Below are 18572 nucleotides of genomic sequence, written 5' to 3' on the forward strand. Positions count from 1 at the left end.
ACCGACCATACATAGAACAATGGGCTCATGCAGGACATCGACGACGAGATGAAAAAACCGCTGCTCAAGCATCTGGTAGAGATCACCGCCCACCGGGAACACTCCCGCCTGGCAGTTTCTGTCATCTCCGCGCTGTATCAGCTGACCAATGTGCAGGCCATCCGCATGCTGGAAATCTTCACCATGCGCGACGAGCACTATGTGCAGGAGAAGATGGTCATTCGCGATGGCTCGGTGCATACCATCGACGACCACACCAGTGAAGACCTGAAGGAGCCGCTGGCCAGTTTTCCGGCCATGATGGCGTGCATCCGCAATCACCTCAACGAATACCTCGAGACCGCCGACGATGGCGCGCATGTGCTGTGGCTGCCGGTCTGGTTGCACGGCAAGATGAATTCGTGCGTCGAGATCCGTAGCGACCGTCCCTTCGAGCAGCAGATGATGGATGTGATCCACGGCATCTTCCACGTCTATTGCAACTACCAGAGCCTGCTCGACTACAGCGAGCGCGACGCGCTCACGGGCCTGTTCAACCGCAAGACCTTCGACGAACAATTCACCCGCTACGCGTTCGCCATCGCGCCGGTCGAGTCGCATGCGCTGGACAAGGACGACCGCCGCCACGAGGGCGACATCGTCGACGAACCCAAGGGCCACTGGCTGGCGGTGGTCGACATCGATCACTTCAAGCAGGTCAACGACCGCTACGGCCATCTGTATGGCGACGAAGTGCTGATCCTGATGGCCAACATCCTGCGCGCATCGTTCCGCAGCCATGACCGGATCTTCCGTTTCGGCGGCGAGGAATTCGTGATCCTGCTGCGCGCCACCACCCTGACCGACGCCCGCAAGATCTTCGACCGCTTCCGCCAGAACGTGCAGGAATACGATTTCCCGCAGGTCGGCAAGGTCACGGTCAGCCTGGGCTTCGTCGGCATTTCGCGCGAAACGCCGGTGGTCATCCTCGGCCACGCCGACCAGGCGCTCTATCACGCCAAGAAGAGCGGACGCAATCGCATCTGCTTCTACGAAGAACTGGTCGATTCGGGCGTATTGACGTCCGGCATCACCACCAACGACACCGTCGAATTCTTCTGACGGTCGGCGCGCTGCGCCCCACCCCTGCCATCCCCTGACACCCGCCTTCGTTCGCCGCAAATAAAGTTGCCAAACACAACTTTATGGTTGTACATTACAACTATATAACGACAAGGAGAATCCGATCATGGCGTCCAATGCAACCGTGGTGGAACAATTACGAGGCGTATCGCGCCTGATGGTGCGCGAACTGGGCTTCATGGGCGGTGACTTCGCCGGTACCGAGCTGTCGCCTTCGGCGGTGCATGCGCTGATCGAAATCGAACCCGGCGAGATCACCGCGCGCGAACTGGGCGCCCTGCTTCGTCTCGAGAAATCCAGCGTCAGCCGGATGCTGCGCAAGCTGGTCGACAGCGGCGACGTCCTCCAGGCCGCCGGCGACGACGACGCCCGCGTCAAGCGCCTGTCGCTGACGCCGGCCGGCCGTGCCCGGGTCGCAGCCATCCACGCCTTTGCGCGGCGGCAGGTGGTCGATGCCCTGGCGCGCCTGGCGCCGGGCCAGGATCGCACGGTACTTGAAGGCATGCGCCTCTATACCCACGCGCTGGGCGCTGCAGGCGGGCCTGAGTCGACCGCCCGGGTCGATGTGGTGCGTGGCTACCGGACCGGCCTGATCGCCCGCATCACGGCCATGCACGCCGACTACTACGCGCGTGAATCTGGTTTCGGCCAGCGCTTCGAATCGGTCGTGGCAAGCGGCCTGGCCGAGTTCTGCAACCGGCTGGAAAGCCCCAGCAATGCCATCTGGACCGCCAGGAAAGACGGTGACATCATCGGCTCCATCGCCATCGACGGCGAAGACCTGGGCAACGATACTGCCCATCTGCGCTGGTTCATCCTCGACGACAGCGCCCGCGGCAGCGGCGCCGGCAAGCGGCTGCTGGATGCGGCCATGGCATTTGTCGACGAACGCGGCTTCAGCCAGACCCACCTGTGGACCTTCTCGGGCCTGAATGCCGCCCGCCATCTGTATGAAACCCGTGGTTTTACGCTGGCAGAAGAACAGCCCGGCGCGCAATGGGGCAAACAGGTCCTGGAGCAACGCTTCGTGCGACACCGCCCCTGAGCTGCACCAAGCTCATGCATTTGGCGCATTCGCCCATGTCGTAAAAGCATGAGACAGGGTCTTGCACGTTTCGTATTATCGTCGCGTTCATGTCTCTCATAAGATGCGAACCGTATTCGATGGCCGTCAAATCAATCAATAAACAATAACGACGAGCGCGGGTCGATGATGCCCGCCCCTCGTGTCACTGGAGACTCTCAAGATGCAACACGCACTGAAACAACTGGGCATGGTAGTGGTCCTGTCGGCGGCCTTTGCGGCCAGCGCCCACGCCCAGGAGAAGAAACCCAACGTCGTCGTCATCGGCACCGGCGGCACCATTGCCGGCGCCGGCGCCTCCAGTGTCAACACGGCCGCCTATCAATCGGCGGTGGTCCCGGTGGACAAGATCATTGCGGCAGTGCCTGAAATCAGCAAGATCGCCAATGTGCGCGGCGAGCAGATTTTCCAGATCGGCAGCGAAAGCTTCAACGACCAGCGCCTGCTGACGCTGGGCAAGCGCGTCTCGCAACTGCTCAAGCAGGATGATGTCGACGGCATCGTGATCACCCACGGCACCGACACCATCGAAGAGACCGCCTACTTCCTCAACCTGGTGCTCAAGAGCGCCAAGCCGGTGGTGGTGGTCGGCTCGATGCGCCCCGGCACCGCGCTGGGCGCCGACGGCGCACTGAACCTGTATGACGCGGTGCTGGTGGCGGGTAGCAAGGAAGCGGCCGGCAAGGGCACGCTGGTGGTCATGAACGACGAGATCCATTCGGGTCGCGACGTCACCAAGAGCAACACCTTCAAGGTCGAGACCTTCCGCTCGCCGTATGGCCCGCTGGGCTACGTGGTCGAGAACAAGCTGACCTTCTACCGCCTGCCAGCCCGCCCTCACACCACGCAGACCGAGTTCGACATCGACAAGATCGACAGCCTGCCGCGCGTGGACATTGCCTATAACTACGGCAACGTCAGCCGCGCCGCCTATGACGCCTTCGTCAACGCTGGCGCCCGGGCCATCATCCATGACGGCACCGGCAACGGCAGCGTCGCAGAACAGATCGTGCCGGTGCTGCAGGAAGTGCGCAGCAAGGGCATACAGGTCATCCGCGCCAGCCGCACCGGCAGCGGCGTGGTCATTCGCAATGGCGAGCAGCCCGATGACAAGTTCGACTGGGTGGTGACGGACGACCAGAATGCCCAGAAGGCGCGCATCCTGGCCGAGCTGGCGCTGACCCGCACCAATGACAGCAAGGAACTGCAGAAGATCATGTGGAAATACTGATCACGCGGCCATGCGCCGCCTGATCCGAGGCGCCGGTTTTCCGGCGCCTTGCGGCGCCGCTCCTGGCGGGGCTTTTTCATGGGGCGGCCAGGCACCCGACAGTCGCAGTTGCCGATCTGCAAGCACGACAACCCCGCCGACAAGATATGATCAACAGGAACGATGCCCTGGCCACTTTTGTCCTAGAAGGCTAACGATCAGGAGAACCATCATGGACAAGAAGCTGAGCTTGCTCACCAGCATCACCGAACTCAAGCGGACCCACGACGCAGCCTCGGTGCTGCTGTCGGGCTTGATGATGGAAGCGGTACGTGCGGTGCGCAACGAGAATGCGGTACCGACGCTGAAGACAGTGCGCCAGTACCGCAAGGCCATCAAGGATCTCAAGCTACAGTGCCTGCAGGTCGAAATGATCCTGGCCGAACTGGATATCCCGCAGCACGTTCATTGAAGCATTGACGCCGACTTAGCGGCCTCCCCCACCACCACCGCCGCCTCCAGCGCCACCGCCTGCACCGCCACCGGCTCCTCCTGCTGCGCCACCGCTGGCGCCGCCGGCGCCAGCGCCAAATCCGCCCGAACCTGCCGCACCGCCGGAAGCACCACCCGAGGCGCCGCCTGTGCCGCCCATCGAACCCGCACTACCCGACCCCGACATTCCGGTAGAACCCGCGCCGGTGGTCGTGCCGCCAGTGCTACTCGAACCGGTCGGGACCGATGTGCTGCCGCTGGTCGTTCCGGTGGCACCGGTGGTTCCGGTACCGGTCGTGCCGGCACCATATGCGCCGCCAGTGGTTGCGCCGCCAGTGGTGCCTGTGGTTCCCGTGGTGCCGGTGTTGTAGCCGCCGGTGCCGGTACCATTGGCGCTTCCGCCCGCGCTGCCGGTCTGTGCCGCTGCCGACAGACTCAGCAGGGCCGCAGCCAGTACCGCCGCGGACTTCTTCATTGTGCCGTGTTTCATGTTCTCTCCTCCTCGAAATGGTGGGTGTGCTGGAATGCGCCAACAGCGTCATCCCGACCAATCCAGTCTAGGAAAATCAAGCCGCCAGCGGCAGTCGGCGCGGCACCCGATCACGAGTGGGAATCGACCACCGATGGCGTCGGCCAGTTCGGACAAGGCCGCTTCACGCGAGCGCCGTTTCAGCGACGATGCGCACCGGGATCGACTTGGCCGCCGGCACCTTGCTTTCCTTCGCATGATGAAACAGCGGCACCAGTGGATTGAGCTCGGGGAAGTACCCCATCACGCAGCCCACCGGAATATCGAAGGGCTCCACCCGCAAACGCGCCACACGCCGCTGCACGCCGTCGCTGGATACCGTCTCGGCCGCCGCCATGGTGCCGGGTGCCAGGCCCAGCCTGTCCATGTCGGCGCGATTCATCAACAGCACCCGACGGGTGCCGAACACGCCGCGAAAACGGTCGTCGAGTGAATACACGGTGGTGTTGAACTGGCTATCGCTGCGCACCGTCATCAGGCGTAAAACGCCAGGCGCATCGGCCGGCATGTCGGGGTCGGGATCAAGCCCTTCCGGCAGGATAAAATTGGCCAGTTCATTGGGAGTCTTCCACTTGCGCTCGCGCGCCGCCAGCGGCCGGGAAAAACCACCCGGCTTCCACATGCGGCGGTTGAAGTCGCGAAAGATATCGGGCCAGGTCGCTTCGATCGCATCGCGCACCAGCGCATAGTCGCCCACCCATGCATCCCAGTCGAGATGCGGGTTGGGCGGCAGGATGCGCTTGGCCACTTCGGCCACGATGGCGGCCTCCGACAGCAGGTGTTCGGAGGCCGGGCTGACCATGCCGCGTGAACCGTGCATGCACCCCGTGCTGTCTTCGACCGACACCGCCTGTGCGCCACTGGTTTGCTGATCGATCTCGATGCGCCCCAGGCACGGCAACAGGTAAGAACATTTTCCGTGCACGATCACGCTGCGGTTGAGCTTGGTGACGACCTGCACCGTCAGCGGTATCTCGCGCCAGGCCGGCTCGATCTGATCGTGGTCCGGCATGGCGCGCACGAAGTTGCCACCCAACATGAAGAATGCCGAGATATTGCCCTGCTGGACCTGCTCGCACACCTCCACGGTATTGAGGCCCTTGTCCATCGGCGGCGCAAAATGAAAGAGCTCGCGCAGCTTGTCGTTGGGCACCAGTTCCGGCTTTTCGGTAATACCCACGGTGCGTTGGCCCTGCACATTGGAGTGCCCCCGGATCGGGCAGATGCCGGCGCCCGGCTTGCCGATATTGCCGCGCATCAGCAGCAGGTTGGCCAGCATGCCGATGGTGCGCACCGCTTCGCGATGCTGGGTGATGCCCATGCCATACATCAGCATCGCGGCATCGGCGCCGGCATAGGTGGTCGCCGCCGCTTCGAGTTCGGCGCGGGTGACGCCGCTGTGCAATTCGATATCGTCCCACCCGGTGTTGCGCACGCGCTCCTCGAATTGCGGGAAACCGGCCGTATGCTGCTTGATGAAATCGATGTCCAGTATGCGCGGGCGGCGCGCTGCCTGCGCCGCATCGTCCATGGCCAGCAGGTGCTTGGCCATGCCCATGACCGCCGCCGTGTCGCCGCCGATCCTGATCTGCACGTATTGCGAACTGATCGCCGTGTGCAGGGGCGTCAGCATCTCCAGCGGCGACTGCGGGTTGACGAACCTGACCAGGCCGCGCTCGCGCAGCGGATTGAAGGTGATGACCGGCACGCCGCGTTTGCGCGCCTCTTCCAGAGGATGCAGCATGCGCGGCGCATTGGTGCCGGTGTTGTGGCCGAAGAAGAGGATGCACTCGGTCTTCTCGAAGTCATCCAGCCCGACCGTTCCCACCGGCACCCCGATACTCTTGGGCAAGGCCACCGAGGTCGATTCGTGGCACATGTTGGAACTGTCCGGCAGATTGTTGGTGCCGAACATGCGCGCCATCAACTGGTACATGTAGGAGGTCTCGAGCGAGGCCCGCCCGGATGCATAGAACACCACCTGCTTGGGTGCCATGGTCCGTAATTGCGCACCGATATCGTCGAACGCGTCCTGCCATGACACCGGCAGGTAGCGGTCGCTGGCCGCATCGTAGCGCATCGGATGGGTAAGCCGCCCGGTGGCTTCGAGCTCCAGATCATTCCATGACAGCATGTCCGACACGGCGTGTTCGGCGAAAAACTCAGGCGTGGCCCGGCGCTCGGTGATTTCCCACGCCGTGGCGCGGGCGCCGTTCTCGCAGAATTCGAACAGATGCGGATCGGCCGGCTTGGCCCACGAACAACTGACGCAGGCAAAACCCTCGGGCTTGTTCTGCTTCATCAGCACCCGCGCGCCGGTGCCCACCACGTGTTCGTTCATCAGGCTCGACGCCAGCGCCCTGACCGAACCCCAGCCGCCGGCCGCATTGCTGTAACTGTGAAACGTCGCTTCTTCCGGGATGTCCTTGGTTTTCATTTGGCGTGTTCCTTCTTGTTGTGTGCATTGCGCGGCGCTCAGTCGGGCAGGTTCTCCAGACTGGCAGGCTCGGTGATGCTGCGACCGTTATGCGCCGCCCGCAGGCGCACCGACACTGCATAGGCAGCGCGCCGGACCCGCATCACGGAACCCAGCGGACGATGCTGGGCGATGCCGTGCCAGGGGCTGAACGACATGCCATCATCGACGGCATAGGAGCGCGGCCCGCTCCACGCCACCTGGCGCGGCACGGTGATACGCGCCACCGGCAAGTAGGGACTCAACTCTTCGGACCACACCACCGCCGCATCTTCGATCGGCATTTTCTCGAGGTCGGTGCAGAGTTGTACCCGCACTTCCCACTGGGCCTCGGCGGCGGCGAAGAAGTCGGTGACGGCATCGCGCAAACCATCGGGTTTTTCCTTGAGGTCGACCGGGCTGCCGGTGAGGGCCTGCAACTCGGGCGACACCGGCGCCACCGAAATCTTGGCCATGTAGCGACCGAACAGAATCGGCACCTGGCTGTAGTAGGTCTCGCCTAAGGGATTGGTGGTCGGGTGGCCGCCCAGCGCCACCAGCTTGCTGCTTTCGATGCCGGCCGACTCGAGCATGCTCTCGGCGCCGCGCAGCACTGCCGACAACACTTTCTTCAGTTCCGGCGCCTTGTCGGTGGTGGCCGCCAGCAACTTCAGGTTGCCCAGGAATTTCTTCGCGCCCGAGACCGAGAAGGCGGGGCCGTCGATCAGCACGAAATCCTGCGTGACATCGCCTTCGCTGCCGGCCAGGCGTTCGCCTTCGACGCCGATGATCTTGATGGCCATGCCGCGTGGTGTCGACACTTTGTCGTCCAGCACATCGCCGGGAGAAGTCGACAGCCGCATCAACACGGGATAGCGCGCGGGCTGGGCGAAGACGCCTTGCGCCAGCGCCGTGGGCAAGCCTGGCAGCACTTCGATTTCGCCGCGCAGCAAGCCATGGCTCTTGGCATGCACCGCCCGCTGGGCGTGCTCGGAATGACGAAAGACCGTCTCGGATATCTTGGTCAGGGCGTCGATCAGGCCGGCTTCGGTCTGTGGCTCGTCGGGCTCCATGGTTTCGAAGGCGGGATCGTAGATAACGGGAGCATCAAGGTGGCGATCGGAAGATTGCATGGCTGCCTCTATTGGATATGGGAAAAAACGCGGCAATGAAATGCACGGTGGCCTGCCAGATCATAGGCGGCGCTGGCGCGACCCGCGATCAGCCTCAGCCGCGCTGGCCTGTCGGCGTTTTCCCACCATGGACCACTGCTTTCTTGATGAGCTCGATGCATCTTGCAGTGCGCAAAAGTCCTACGCCAGACGCCGGGCCCCACCGACATCAATTTATGGGACGAAGTCGCATACTGATCATGTCCGGCGATCCGCTCCCAGAGCGACATCGGGACCGAACCAACAACAACCGACTCGCCGGAAACCACATGAACAGCCACGTCAATCACCTCAACCTGAGCCTGCCGGCCGCCATCACGCAACTGGTGGCCGCCCCGCTGGCGCAGTGCAACCAGACCGAATTGCCCGCAGTGGTCGGCGATCTGCTATGCCAACTGGTCGACAATGGCCTGGACGCTTTGCCGCTGCCCGGTGAAGGCGACACGCTGCAACGCTGGCGCGCACTGGCGGCGGTGGCCGGGCTGGACCTGTCGCTGGCGAAGCTGTTCGAATCCCATACCGATGCCCTGGCAATCCTGGCGCAAGCTGGCGAGGACGACCTGCCGCATCTGGCGCTGTGGGGCGTATGGTGTGCCGAATCGCCGCAGGCCGTGCTCAAGGTGCGCCCGCTCGCAAGAGACGAGACCGGCCACGATCGCCTGCTGCTGGATGGCGAAAAACACTGGTGCTCCGGCGCGCATGTGGTCAGCCATGGCTTGATCAGCTATCGCGATGCCCAGGGCCGTTCTTGTCTGGCCGCACTGGACCTGGACCAGGAAGGCGTGCAGGTCATCGACGACGACTGGATGGCGGTCGGCATGGCCGCCACCCGCACGGCGCGGCTGCAACTGAAAAACGCCGTGGCGCGCCCCATCGGCTCCCCCGACTTCTATCTGCAGCGGCCCGGCTTCTGGCAAGGCGGCGCCGGCATTGCGGCTTGCTGGTTCGGCGCCGCCACAGCGCTGGCCGACACGCTGCGTGAGCAACTTGCCCAGCGCCATGACGAACACGCATTGGCACGCCTGGGCAGCACCGAGTGCGCGTTGCACGCCGCGGCGCAATGCCTGCGCGCCGCCGCCCGCTGGATCGATCGCAATCCCGCCACCGATGCCATGCGCCTGACATTGCGCGCGCGCCTCACGGTCGAAGCCGCCGCGCAACAGAGCATCAACGATATCGGCGCCGCACTGGGTCCCCGCCCGTATTGCGCCGATCGCCGCACTGCACGCCTGCTGGCCGACCTGCCGGTCTTTCTGCGGCAGAGTCACGCCGGACGCGACCTGGCCCAACTGGGCGCAACCTGCCTCGACACGGAGCACACCCCATGGCAACTCTGACTCAACCCGCTGATGCACGCTTCATCGATATCGTCGGCGGCACTGCCGAACATGAATGGCAAGCCTGCCCCCAGCTCCAGGCGCTGCCCGAACTGGAACTGTGCCACCTGGTCCCGCCGCGATCGCGGGCGGTGATACTGGCGCCCCATCCCGACGACGAGACCCTCGGCTGCGGCGGACTGATTGCTCGCCTGGCCATGATGATGCGCAACATCACCGTGGTCGCCGTCAGCGATGGCGAAGGCAGTCACCCGCCATCGTCGGCGCTGGCGGCCCAATTGCCCCGCCTGCGCGCCAGTGAAAGCGAAGACGCCATGCGCTGCCTCGGCGCCGAACATGTCGAGGTGCTGCGTGTGGGCATCGCCGATGGCCGGGTCCAGCAGCATCGCGAACAACTCAAGGATTGGTTGAGCCTGCACCTGCGAGCGACCGATATCGTATTCGCCCCATGGCGCATGGATGGCCACCCCGATCATGAAGCCGTCGGCAACGTTGCCCTCGACCTGGAGCACGAGCTCGGCTGCAAGCTGATCGAAGTACCAATCTGGGGTTGGCACTGGGCCGATCCGCAAGGGCGTTCGATCCCCTGGGGCCGGGCCCGCAAGCTGGCCTTCGACCCCGCCACCGAGTGGAAGAAGCGACGCGCGCTGCGCTGCTACCAAAGCCAGATCGAGCATGACGGCGAACGCGCAGCGGTCTTGCCGTCCCCCGTGCTGGCGCACTTTGCACGACCTTATGAGGTGTTCTTCGTATGAGTCGCGAGGATCCGCCCCTGTCGCTGCAGGTCGCCGGCGTGGCCGGCCCTGCCAGCCATTTCGACCAGTTGTATGCCGCCAGCAATGACCCCTGGAACTACGGCGACAGCTGGTACGAACAGCGCAAGCGCGCGATCCTGATGGGTATCCTGCCGCGCCCCACATTCAAGGCCGCCTATGAACCCGGCTGCGGCAACGGTGAACTGACGCTGGCATTGGCACCGCGTTGCGAGCGCTTGCTGGCCTCGGACTTCTGCCAGCAAGCGGTCGACATCGCACGTGAGCGCACTGTCCATCTGCCGCAGGTGAGCGTGCGTCGCGAGAGCCTGCCCGAGCAATGGCCGGCGCTGTCGTCGACTTCGCTCGAGTTCGAGCTGGTGGTGTTATCCGAGCTTTGTTATTACTTCGACGCCATGCAACTGATTGAGATATCGGCGCTGGCCGTGGCCAGCCTGACGACGGGCGGCCATCTGCTGGCCTGTCACTGGAAGAAGGAATTCGATGATCGCCTGCAGCCGACGCGCTCGATGCATGGCCTGCTGGACCGCAATGGCCGACTGCGCCGCACGGCCTGCTACGAAGACGACGATTTCCTGCTCGACCTGTGGGAAAAGCATTGACCGCCGCCGGAGCCCGACCATGATCGGCATCGTGATCCCCGCGCACAACGAAGAACAATACCTGGCAGCCTGCCTGTGCGCCGCACGCGTGGCCGCCACCCACCCGCAGTTGGGGGATGAAGCGGTCAGGATCGTGGTGGCGCTGGATGCCTGCACCGATGCCTCGAGCCGGGTAGCGCTGCGACACGGCGCTGCCGTGACCCACCTGCAGGCACGCAACGTCGGCATGGCGCGTGCCCAGGGCGCACGCATGTTGCTGGGTGAAGGCGCGCGCTGGCTGGCCTTTACCGATGCGGACAGCACGGTATGGCCCGACTGGCTGGCGGCGCAGCTGATGCTGGGCGCCGACGCCGTCTGCGGCACCGTGGCCGTGCACGACTGGGGGGCGCACACGCCTAAGGTAGCTGCGCACTTTGCGCAAACCTATCAGGACCGCGATGGCCACCGCCACATCCACGGCGCCAATTTCGGCATCTCGGCCAAGGCTTATGAACAGGTCGGTGGTTTCAGTCCGCTGGCCTGCCATGAGGATGTGGCGATGGTCGAGGCACTGATGGCCTCAGGGGTGCAGATTGCCTGGAGCGCGCAGCCCCGCGTGACTACCAGCGCGCGCACGGCCAGCAAGGCGCCGGGCGGATTTGGCGACACCTTGCGCGCCTGGGCGTAATAAAGCTGGGCCAAATAAAAAAGGCGCCGTAGCGCCCTTCTCTTTTTTTCCGGACAAGTTCGATCACGGCGGCAGGTCGCCGACCGAAGGCATCCGGTTCTTCGGCGGATCGGCCTCGGGACTTTCGTATTGCGTCACGCCGGTGGCCGAATGCAGCTTCGGCGACCATCCCTTTCCGACCAGGCCGCCGATATCGCCCAGCGTCGCGCCCGGTGTGCCGCCCGCACGCAATGTCTTGCGCACCTTCCAGGCCGCCAGTACGCCCAGCGTCAGTCCCAACATCTGAATTGCCTTGAGCTTCATGATGCCTTCCTTTCAAAGTAGATGAATCAATGGCCGCTGCCGTGCACCTTCTGCAGCCCATCCTGCGTTTGCGCCAGGTTGCCCTGGTGATCGTGCAGCGCACTGACCAGTTTCTGGCGCACCGCGCGCGAGCCGAAGTTGTTGGCGTAGATCCAGGTGAATTCGGCGCCCAGCAGGAATATCTGCGCCGAGTAGTAGATCCATACCAGCAGCAGTGCAAACGATCCGGCCGCACCGAAGCCGGAGGTCATGCCGGTGCTGCCGAGGTACAAGCCGATCAGGTACTTGCCGATGATGAAGAGGATGGTGGTGGCCACTGCGCCGATCCAGACATCGCGCCACGACAGCGTCACGCGCGGCATGAATTTGTAGATCACCGAGAACAGCGTCGAGAACACCACGAACGACAGCGCGAAGTTGAGCGCCTGCAGCACCAGTTGCCAGCCCTCGAACCAGCCGCCCCACCAGCGTCCGATCGCGGCCAGGCCGGCGCTGACCACCAGCGAAATGATCAGCATGAAGCCCAGCCCCAGGATCAAGCCGAACGATAGCAGGCGGGTACGCAGCAATTGCCACACGCCGGTCTTGCGGGCCACTGCCGGAATGCGCCAGATGCGGTCCAGCGCACTCTGCAATTCCGAAAAGACCGCGGTGGCGCCGACGGCCAGCGTGACCACGCTGATGGCGGCGGCAATCAGGCCTTCGCGCGGTTCACTGGCCGACTTGACCAGGCCCTGGATGGCGATGGCGCCTTCGGTACCGACGATGTCGCGAATCTGGTTCACGATCTCGCCCTGGGCGGCGTCATGACCAAACACCATGCCGGCCACGGCGATGGCGATGACCAGCATCGGCGCAATCGAAAAGATGGTGTAGTAGGCAATCGCCGCCCCCATGCTGGGAGCAAAGTCATCGAGCCAGGCATTGACGGCGGCCACCGTCATCTGCCAGCCCTGCTGCAGGCGCGTGCCGCCCTTGATCATCTTGACTTCGGCGGCCGGGTCCAGGTATTCGGTGGGCGACGGTTCGAGATCAGCCTTGATGTTGCTGATCCGTGCGCCCGACGGATGCACCAGCCTGGCGGCGCTATCGTCGACCACCTTGGTCGTCCTGGGCGTGCTGTTTTTGCGATAGGCCGCCACCAATGGCAGCAATAGCGTCGCCACGCGGATGGCGCGTTCGATTCCATGCGGCTTGCCGTCACGATTGACTGCGCTGTAGTGCAAAGGCTTGGCGCTGTCGGCGACCTTCGCCTTGGCTGGCGCCGTCGTGACCGATGCGGCCGGTTTGCGCCGGCGCCGCGCCAGCCAGATGCCCAGACCGGCACTCAAGACCGATCCCGCAACCAGACCGCCTACGGTCGGGTTGTCATGTTCAGGATGGGGCTCAGCATGCGGCCCGACATCGGAATGCTTGGGGTCGGCGACTGCTTCGCGCCGGCCATGCAAGAAATCATAGGGTTGGCTGCTCATGGTAGGTCTCACGCAATGCCTCCGCCAGTGGAAGCTCACTTTGTGACCCATCGCCGCAGCGATTGTTCCGGTTGCGGCGCCGCATGCGATTGCCGCCATGCATTCAGGGACAGGCACTGACAGCGCAGGCGGCAATGGCCATGTCAGCCTGCGCGCCGCGCCACGCGATGTTGCGATGCATGGTATAAATATCGTCCGCTGGGCGGCTCGCCATCACATCGTGCGTTGCCAGCTTCACAACAATCAGATCACCAGATCAACGAATCGCGAGACGCCACACCCTCAACTCCCCAGTTCGCTGCCGCCGTGCACACTGGCCGGCAGCTTCCCCAACCCCACTTCAACAAGGATCGCACATGTATAAGGACGTACAGCTTTTCATCAACGGCGAATGGACCGCCAGCGTTTCGGGCCGCACCATCGACGTCATCAACCCTGCGACCGAAGAAGTGGTCGGCAAGATCGCCCATGCCGGCCGCGAAGACCTGGACCGTGCGCTGGACGCCGCCCAGAAGGGCTTCGAGATCTGGCGCAACACGTCGGCCTTCGAGCGTTCGAAGATCATGCGTCGCGCCGCCAACCTGCTGCGCGAGCGCGCCGACGAAATCGCGCTGCTGATGAGCATCGAGCAGGGCAAGCCACTGGCCGAGGCCAAGATGGAAACCCTGGGTTCGGCCGACACCATCGACTGGTTCGCCGAAGAAGCCCGCCGCACCTACGGCCGTCTGGTGCCGTCCCGCGTGCCGGGCGCGTATCAGATGGTGATCAAGGAGCCGGTCGGTCCGGTGGCCGCCTTCACGCCCTGGAATTTTCCGATCAACCAGGTGGTGCGCAAGCTGTCGGCCGCCCTGGCAGCCGGCTGTTCGATCATCGTCAAGGCCCCTGAAGAAACCCCGGCGTCGCCGGCCGAACTGATCCGCGCCTACGCCGATGCCGGCGTGCCTGCTGGCGTGATCAACCTGGTCTATGGCGTGCCTGCCGAGATTTCGGAATATCTGATCCCGCATCCGGTGATCAAGAAGATTTCCTTCACCGGCTCGACCCCGATCGGCAAGCAACTGGCAGCGCTGGCCGGCCAGCACATGAAGCGCGCGACCATGGAACTGGGCGGCCACGCTCCGGCCATCGTGTTCGACGATGCCGACATCGATGCCGCCGTCAAGAACCTGGCAGGCGCCAAGTTCCGCAATGCCGGTCAGGTCTGCGTGGCGCCGACCCGCTTCCTGGTGCAAAAGAACGTGTTCAATGCCTTCGTCGACAAGTTCGTGACCTACGCCGAGCAACTGAAGGTCGGCAATGGCCAGGAAGCCGGCATCACCATGGGTCCGGTGGCCAACGAGCGCCGCATCCCGGCACTCGAGGCGCTGATCGACGACGCCGTGGCCCAGGGTGCGCAACTGCGCACCGGCGGCAAGCGCATCGGCAACAAGGGTTACTTCTTCCAGCCAACGGTGCTGACCAACCTGCCGCTGTCGGCCCGCGCGATGAACGAAGAACCGTTCGGCCCGCTGGCGCTGATCAACTCCTTCGACACGCTCGACGAAGTCATCGCCGAAGCCAATCGCCTGCCGTTCGGCCTGGCGGCCTATGCCTTCGTCAAGTCGTCGCAGGTCAAGCATGCGCTGGCCTCGCGGGTCGAGAGCGGCATGCTGACCATCAACCACATGGGCCTGGCCATTCCGGAAGTGCCGTTCGGCGGCATCAAGGATTCGGGCTACGGTTCGGAGGGCGGCACCGAGGCGATCGAAGCCTACGTCAACACCAAGTTCGTATCGCAGCTGGATGTGTGATCGGGTGGGATGATGGAATGAAAACGGCGAACCGGTTAAACGGTTCGCCGTTTTTTCTTGGCACGCAAGCAGGTGCCTGTCACAACGGTTTTACTCTTCTCCCGACGGCGGCACCAGGATATCCCGGCTGCCGTTGCGCGACATGGCCGACAGCACGCCGGCCGTCTCCATCTGCTCCACCAGCCGTGCGGCACGGTTGTAGCCGATGCGCAACTGCCGCTGCACCGATGAGATCGAAGCCCGGCGCGACTTCAGCACGAAGGCCACGGCCTCGTCGTACAGCGGATCGGCTTCGGGGTCGGGCGTGTCGCCGCCGAACATGTCGCCCTGGCTGGCATCGTCTGGAATCGGCGGCGCCAGGATTTCTTCGATGTACTGCGGCGGACCGAACGACTTGAGGTATTCGACCACCCGGTGCACCTCTTCGTCAGAGACGAACGCGCCATGCACGCGCTGGGGATAACCCGAACCCGGCGGCAGGAACAGCATGTCGCCATGGCCCAGCAGTGACTCGGCGCCCATCTGGTCGAGCACCGTGCGCGAGTCGATCTTGGACGACACCTGGAACGCCACGCGGGTCGGGATGTTGGCCTTGATCAGGCCGGTGATCACATCCACCGACGGCCGCTGGGTGGCCAGGATCAGATGCACGCCGGCGGCCCGCGCCTTCTGCGCCAGGCGGGCGATCAGCTCTTCGACCTTCTTGCCGACCACCATCATCAGGTCGGCCAGTTCGTCGATGACGATGACGATGGTGGGCAGCTTGTCGAGCGGCTCGGGGGCGTCCGGCGTCAGGCTGAACGGGTTCGCGATCTTCTCGCCACGGGCAGCGGCATCGTCGATCTTCTGGTTGTAGCCGGCCAGGTTGCGCACGCCCAGGCGCGACATCTTCTTGTAGCGGCGTTCCATTTCCTCGACTGCCCAGTTCAGCGCATGCGCGGCTTCGCGCATGTCGGTCACCACCGGCGCCAGCAGATGCGGAATGCCTTCGTAGATCGACAGTTCCAGCATCTTGGGGTCGATCATGATCAGGCGCACTTCGTCCGGCGTCGCCTTGTAGAGCAGCGACAGGATCATGGCATTGATCGCCACCGACTTGCCCGAGCCGGTGGTGCCGGCCACCAGCATGTGCGGCGCACGCGCCAGGTCGGTGACCACCGGGATGCCGGTGATGTCCTTGCCCATGGCCAGCGTCAGCAGCGAGGACGACTTGCGGTAAGGCTCGGAACGCACGATCTCGGACAGCTTGATCATCTGCCGCTTGGCATTGGGCAGTTCCAGCCCCATGCAGGTCTTGCCGGGAATGGTCTCGACCACCCGGATCGAGGTCAGCCCCAGGGCGCGCGAAAGGTCCTTGACCAGGTTGACCACCTGGGCGCCGCGCACGCCTTGCGCCGGCTCGACCTCGAAACGGGTAATCACCGGACCCGCCTCGGCCCCCAGCACCGTCACCGGCACCTTGAATTCCTTGAGCCGCTGTTCGATCAGGCGGCCGGTCTCGGCCAGTTGCTCGGCATCGACCTCGATGGCTGCGTCCTGGCGCACATCGAGCAACTCCAGCGCCGGCAGCGGGATATCGACCCGAGGACCATCATCGACATCGTCGATCATCATCCGGGCCAGCACAGCAGGCGCCGGGGCCTGGACGCTGAATGCTGCGGGCGGCACGGCCGGCGTCGACGGCGGCGCGGGCGAGAACAGCTCGAACGGCGTCAGCGGTTCCAGCGTCTGGCTCAACGCGCCGTCGGGTTCGAACGGGGCGTAGGGTTCGTGTTCTTCCTGCGCCGGGATGTCATCCCAGGGCGAGCGCGCTACCGGCTCCGGCGGCGCTGGGGGCGCGACGACCGGCGACGATGCAATGACGGGCGCTTCAACCGGCACCTCCGCGGGCGTATCGAGCGGCAGCTCAACCGGCGGTTCCGGCACCTGGGGCAACGCGATCTGCGGTGCGGCTACCGGTTCGGGCGTGGCCGGGCGCATCGCCTCCTGCAGCGAGCGCATCAGGCGCGTCGGCACCGCTTCGGCGTGACCGCCGGCGACCACCGGTGGCGTCTCGCGTGGACTGCGGCCGACGCTGCTGATGCGCATGCCGCGTGCGATCGAGGGCGGGATATGCTGCTGCGGCGCCGACGGCGACGCCGCCCGCGACAGGCTGGCATTGGCGGCGGCACTGGCGGCGCTGATGGCATCACTGGCCGTGGCGCGCGCCAGCATGGCGTCGGTCGGCCGTAACGATTCGAAGGCGGCCCATTCGGACTCGGGGCGCGCCTTGACCGCTTCGGCCGAGGGCTTGATGGCGGGCCACTTGCTGACCCGCGCCGGCCCCTCGGCGGGTGCGGCGCTGCGCGGGTTGCCACGCTGCAGCGACGACAACCTGACCTGCCAGTCTTCGCGTGGCGGCGCATCGTTCACGCGCGCGACGGGACGCTGGCGATGGGTGCCGGCAGGTGGCGTGGCGGCCGGGCGCGGCATGCGCCGTTCGGTGCTGGCGGCATTGCGCTGCATGGCCATGCGATTGCGTTCGCTTTCGATGCTGCCGCGACGGGGCAGCATCGAGGTCGGTTCAAGTTCGGGCGCATCGTCGAGGCTGCCACCGCGCTGGGCGCCGAACATGGCCCCCAGCAACCACTTCAGGCCAAGGCCGGCCATCAGCAGCAGCAGGATCACGGCGACGCCCTTGTTGATCTTGCCGGTGAGGCCTTCCATCAACGCAAACCCAAGAATATCGCCGCGCTGGCCATCGTCGCCGGTGTCGAACTGGGCCCGCAGCAGCGATTCGATGGCGCAACTGCCCACCAGCAGCATCAGGGTGCCGAGCCAGACGCGGATCGCGCCGCGTCCGCCGAGGATGGATCTGCGGGTCAGCAGCGACACGGCCACGCGCAACAGCAGCGGCAATATCCACAACACCGACCAGCCAAACCATTTGATGAAAATCATGCTGTGCCACCGTCCATTAAGCGTCTGTCAAGGTGTCGGCATCGTCGTGCTGCCGACCATGCCGGTGGCAGTCGAGCACATGGTCGTCGATCATGCCGATGCCCTGCATATAGGCGTAGATGATGGTGGAACCGACGAACTTGAAACCGCGCCGGGCCAGGTCTTTGGAGATCATGTCCGACAGCGGCGTCTTGGCCGGGCAATCGATCAGCGCCTGCCACTGGTTGCGAATCGGCTCGCCCTCGACGAAGCCCCACAGGTAGGGATCGAGCCCGCCCACTTCGTCGCGCAGCTTCAGATAGGCGCGGGCGTTGCCGATGGTGGCGGCGACCTTGAGGCGGTTGCGGATGATGCCCGGATCGGCCAGCAACCGGGCTACCTTGCGATCGTCGTATTCGGCGATCTTCTCGGGGTCCCATTGATCGAAAGCGGCGCGATAGTTTTCGCGTTTGTTGAGTACCGTCTCCCACGACAGGCCGGCCTGCGCGCCTTCGAGGTTGAGCATTTCGAACAGGCGCGTCTCGTCATGGCAAGGCACGCCCCATTCGTGATCGTGGTACTCCACATACAGGGGATTGTTGAGGTTGACCCAGCCGCAGCGTGTCGTCATGTTGTTCCTTGTTA

16 protein-coding genes and 1 pseudogene are annotated in these 18572 nt (G+C 64.4%); 9 read left to right on the forward strand and 8 right to left on the reverse strand.

Features of this window, described 5'->3' with window-relative positions:
* The first annotated feature begins 27 nt into the window (after window positions 1–27).
* From LBW87_RS03830 to LBW87_RS03845, 4 genes are all read left to right on the forward strand, one after another.
* Complete coding sequence (locus tag LBW87_RS03830; protein WP_225200096.1) at window positions 28–1101, forward strand: GGDEF domain-containing protein; 1074 nt, start codon at window positions 28–30, stop codon at window positions 1099–1101.
* Between the two features lie 127 nt (window positions 1102–1228).
* A complete protein-coding gene (locus LBW87_RS03835; protein ID WP_225200097.1) occupies window positions 1229–2167 on the forward strand; it encodes a helix-turn-helix domain-containing GNAT family N-acetyltransferase in 939 nt (312 codons plus the stop codon).
* Window positions 2168–2369: 202 nt separating this feature from the next.
* Window positions 2370–3437, forward strand: a complete 1068-nt coding sequence (locus LBW87_RS03840) for an asparaginase (RefSeq protein ID WP_225200098.1) — start codon at window positions 2370–2372, stop codon at window positions 3435–3437.
* 211 nt (window positions 3438–3648) lie between these two features.
* Window positions 3649–3888 (forward strand): hypothetical protein, encoded by a 240-nt coding sequence (locus LBW87_RS03845; RefSeq protein ID WP_225200099.1) that lies wholly within the window; start codon window positions 3649–3651, stop codon window positions 3886–3888.
* A 15-nt stretch (window positions 3889–3903) separates the two neighbouring features.
* Here LBW87_RS03845 and LBW87_RS03850 read toward each other — a convergent pair whose 3' ends face one another.
* From LBW87_RS03850 to LBW87_RS03860, 3 genes are all read right to left on the reverse strand, one after another.
* The gene (locus LBW87_RS03850) at window positions 3904–4398 is read right to left on the reverse strand and encodes a hypothetical protein (protein WP_225200100.1); all 495 of its coding nucleotides are present in this window, start codon (window positions 4396–4398) and stop codon (window positions 3904–3906) included.
* Between the two features lie 163 nt (window positions 4399–4561).
* A complete protein-coding gene (locus LBW87_RS03855; protein WP_225200101.1) occupies window positions 4562–6874 on the reverse strand; it encodes an FdhF/YdeP family oxidoreductase in 2313 nt (770 codons plus the stop codon).
* Between the two features lie 38 nt (window positions 6875–6912).
* Window positions 6913–8025 carry a catalase family protein gene (locus LBW87_RS03860; RefSeq protein ID WP_225200102.1) on the reverse strand — a complete coding sequence of 371 codons (1113 nt, stop codon included), beginning with the start codon at window positions 8023–8025 and terminating at the stop codon, window positions 6913–6915.
* Between the two features lie 308 nt (window positions 8026–8333).
* Between LBW87_RS03860 and LBW87_RS03865 the strand changes: the two genes are divergently transcribed.
* From LBW87_RS03865 to LBW87_RS03880, 4 genes are read left to right on the forward strand one after another with little or no spacing between them, the layout of a single operon-like run.
* Window positions 8334–9401, forward strand: coding sequence for an acyl-CoA dehydrogenase (locus LBW87_RS03865; RefSeq protein WP_225200103.1), 1068 nt, complete (start codon window positions 8334–8336; stop codon window positions 9399–9401).
* Window positions 9389–10156, forward strand: coding sequence for a PIG-L deacetylase family protein (locus LBW87_RS03870; RefSeq protein ID WP_225200104.1), 768 nt, complete (start codon window positions 9389–9391; stop codon window positions 10154–10156). The genes LBW87_RS03865 and LBW87_RS03870 overlap by 13 nt, the downstream gene beginning before the upstream one ends.
* On the forward strand, window positions 10153–10776 hold the full coding sequence (locus tag LBW87_RS03875; RefSeq protein ID WP_225200105.1) for an SAM-dependent methyltransferase: 624 nt from the start codon (window positions 10153–10155) through the stop codon (window positions 10774–10776). The genes LBW87_RS03870 and LBW87_RS03875 overlap by 4 nt, the downstream gene beginning before the upstream one ends.
* A 19-nt stretch (window positions 10777–10795) precedes the next feature.
* Window positions 10796–11443, forward strand: coding sequence for a glycosyltransferase (locus LBW87_RS03880; RefSeq protein ID WP_225200106.1), 648 nt, complete (start codon window positions 10796–10798; stop codon window positions 11441–11443).
* A 63-nt stretch (window positions 11444–11506) separates the two neighbouring features.
* Here LBW87_RS03880 and LBW87_RS03885 read toward each other — a convergent pair whose 3' ends face one another.
* Both LBW87_RS03885 and LBW87_RS03890 read right to left on the reverse strand, forming a co-directional pair.
* A complete protein-coding gene (locus LBW87_RS03885) occupies window positions 11507–11746 on the reverse strand; it encodes a hypothetical protein (RefSeq protein WP_225200107.1) in 240 nt (79 codons plus the stop codon).
* 26 nt (window positions 11747–11772) lie between these two features.
* Entirely contained in the window at window positions 11773–13218 is a 1446-nt protein-coding gene (locus tag LBW87_RS03890; RefSeq protein ID WP_225200108.1) for a YihY/virulence factor BrkB family protein, read from the reverse strand.
* 356 nt (window positions 13219–13574) lie between these two features.
* Here LBW87_RS03890 and LBW87_RS03895 point away from each other — a divergent pair, with 356 nt between their 5' ends.
* Complete coding sequence (locus LBW87_RS03895) at window positions 13575–15008, forward strand: NAD-dependent succinate-semialdehyde dehydrogenase (protein ID WP_225200109.1); 1434 nt, start codon at window positions 13575–13577, stop codon at window positions 15006–15008.
* A 90-nt stretch (window positions 15009–15098) separates the two neighbouring features.
* Here LBW87_RS03895 and LBW87_RS23965 read toward each other — a convergent pair whose 3' ends face one another.
* From LBW87_RS23965 to LBW87_RS03905, 3 genes and pseudogenes are all read right to left on the reverse strand, one after another.
* Complete coding sequence (locus tag LBW87_RS23965; protein WP_413927616.1) at window positions 15099–17657, reverse strand: DNA translocase FtsK; 2559 nt, start codon at window positions 17655–17657, stop codon at window positions 15099–15101.
* Window positions 17637–17951: pseudogene (locus tag LBW87_RS24050) on the reverse strand (DNA translocase FtsK 4TM domain-containing protein); the annotation flags it as partial. The pseudogene LBW87_RS24050 and the gene LBW87_RS23965, both read right to left, overlap by 21 nt.
* Window positions 17952–17964: 13 nt before the next feature.
* Window positions 17965–18558, reverse strand: coding sequence for a DNA-3-methyladenine glycosylase I (locus LBW87_RS03905; RefSeq protein ID WP_225200111.1), 594 nt, complete (start codon window positions 18556–18558; stop codon window positions 17965–17967).
* Window positions 18559–18572 lie beyond the last annotated feature (14 nt).

The sequence above is a fragment of the Herbaspirillum sp. alder98 genome (assembly GCF_020179755.1).
GTDB lineage: Bacteria > Pseudomonadota > Gammaproteobacteria > Burkholderiales > Burkholderiaceae_D > Herbaspirillum.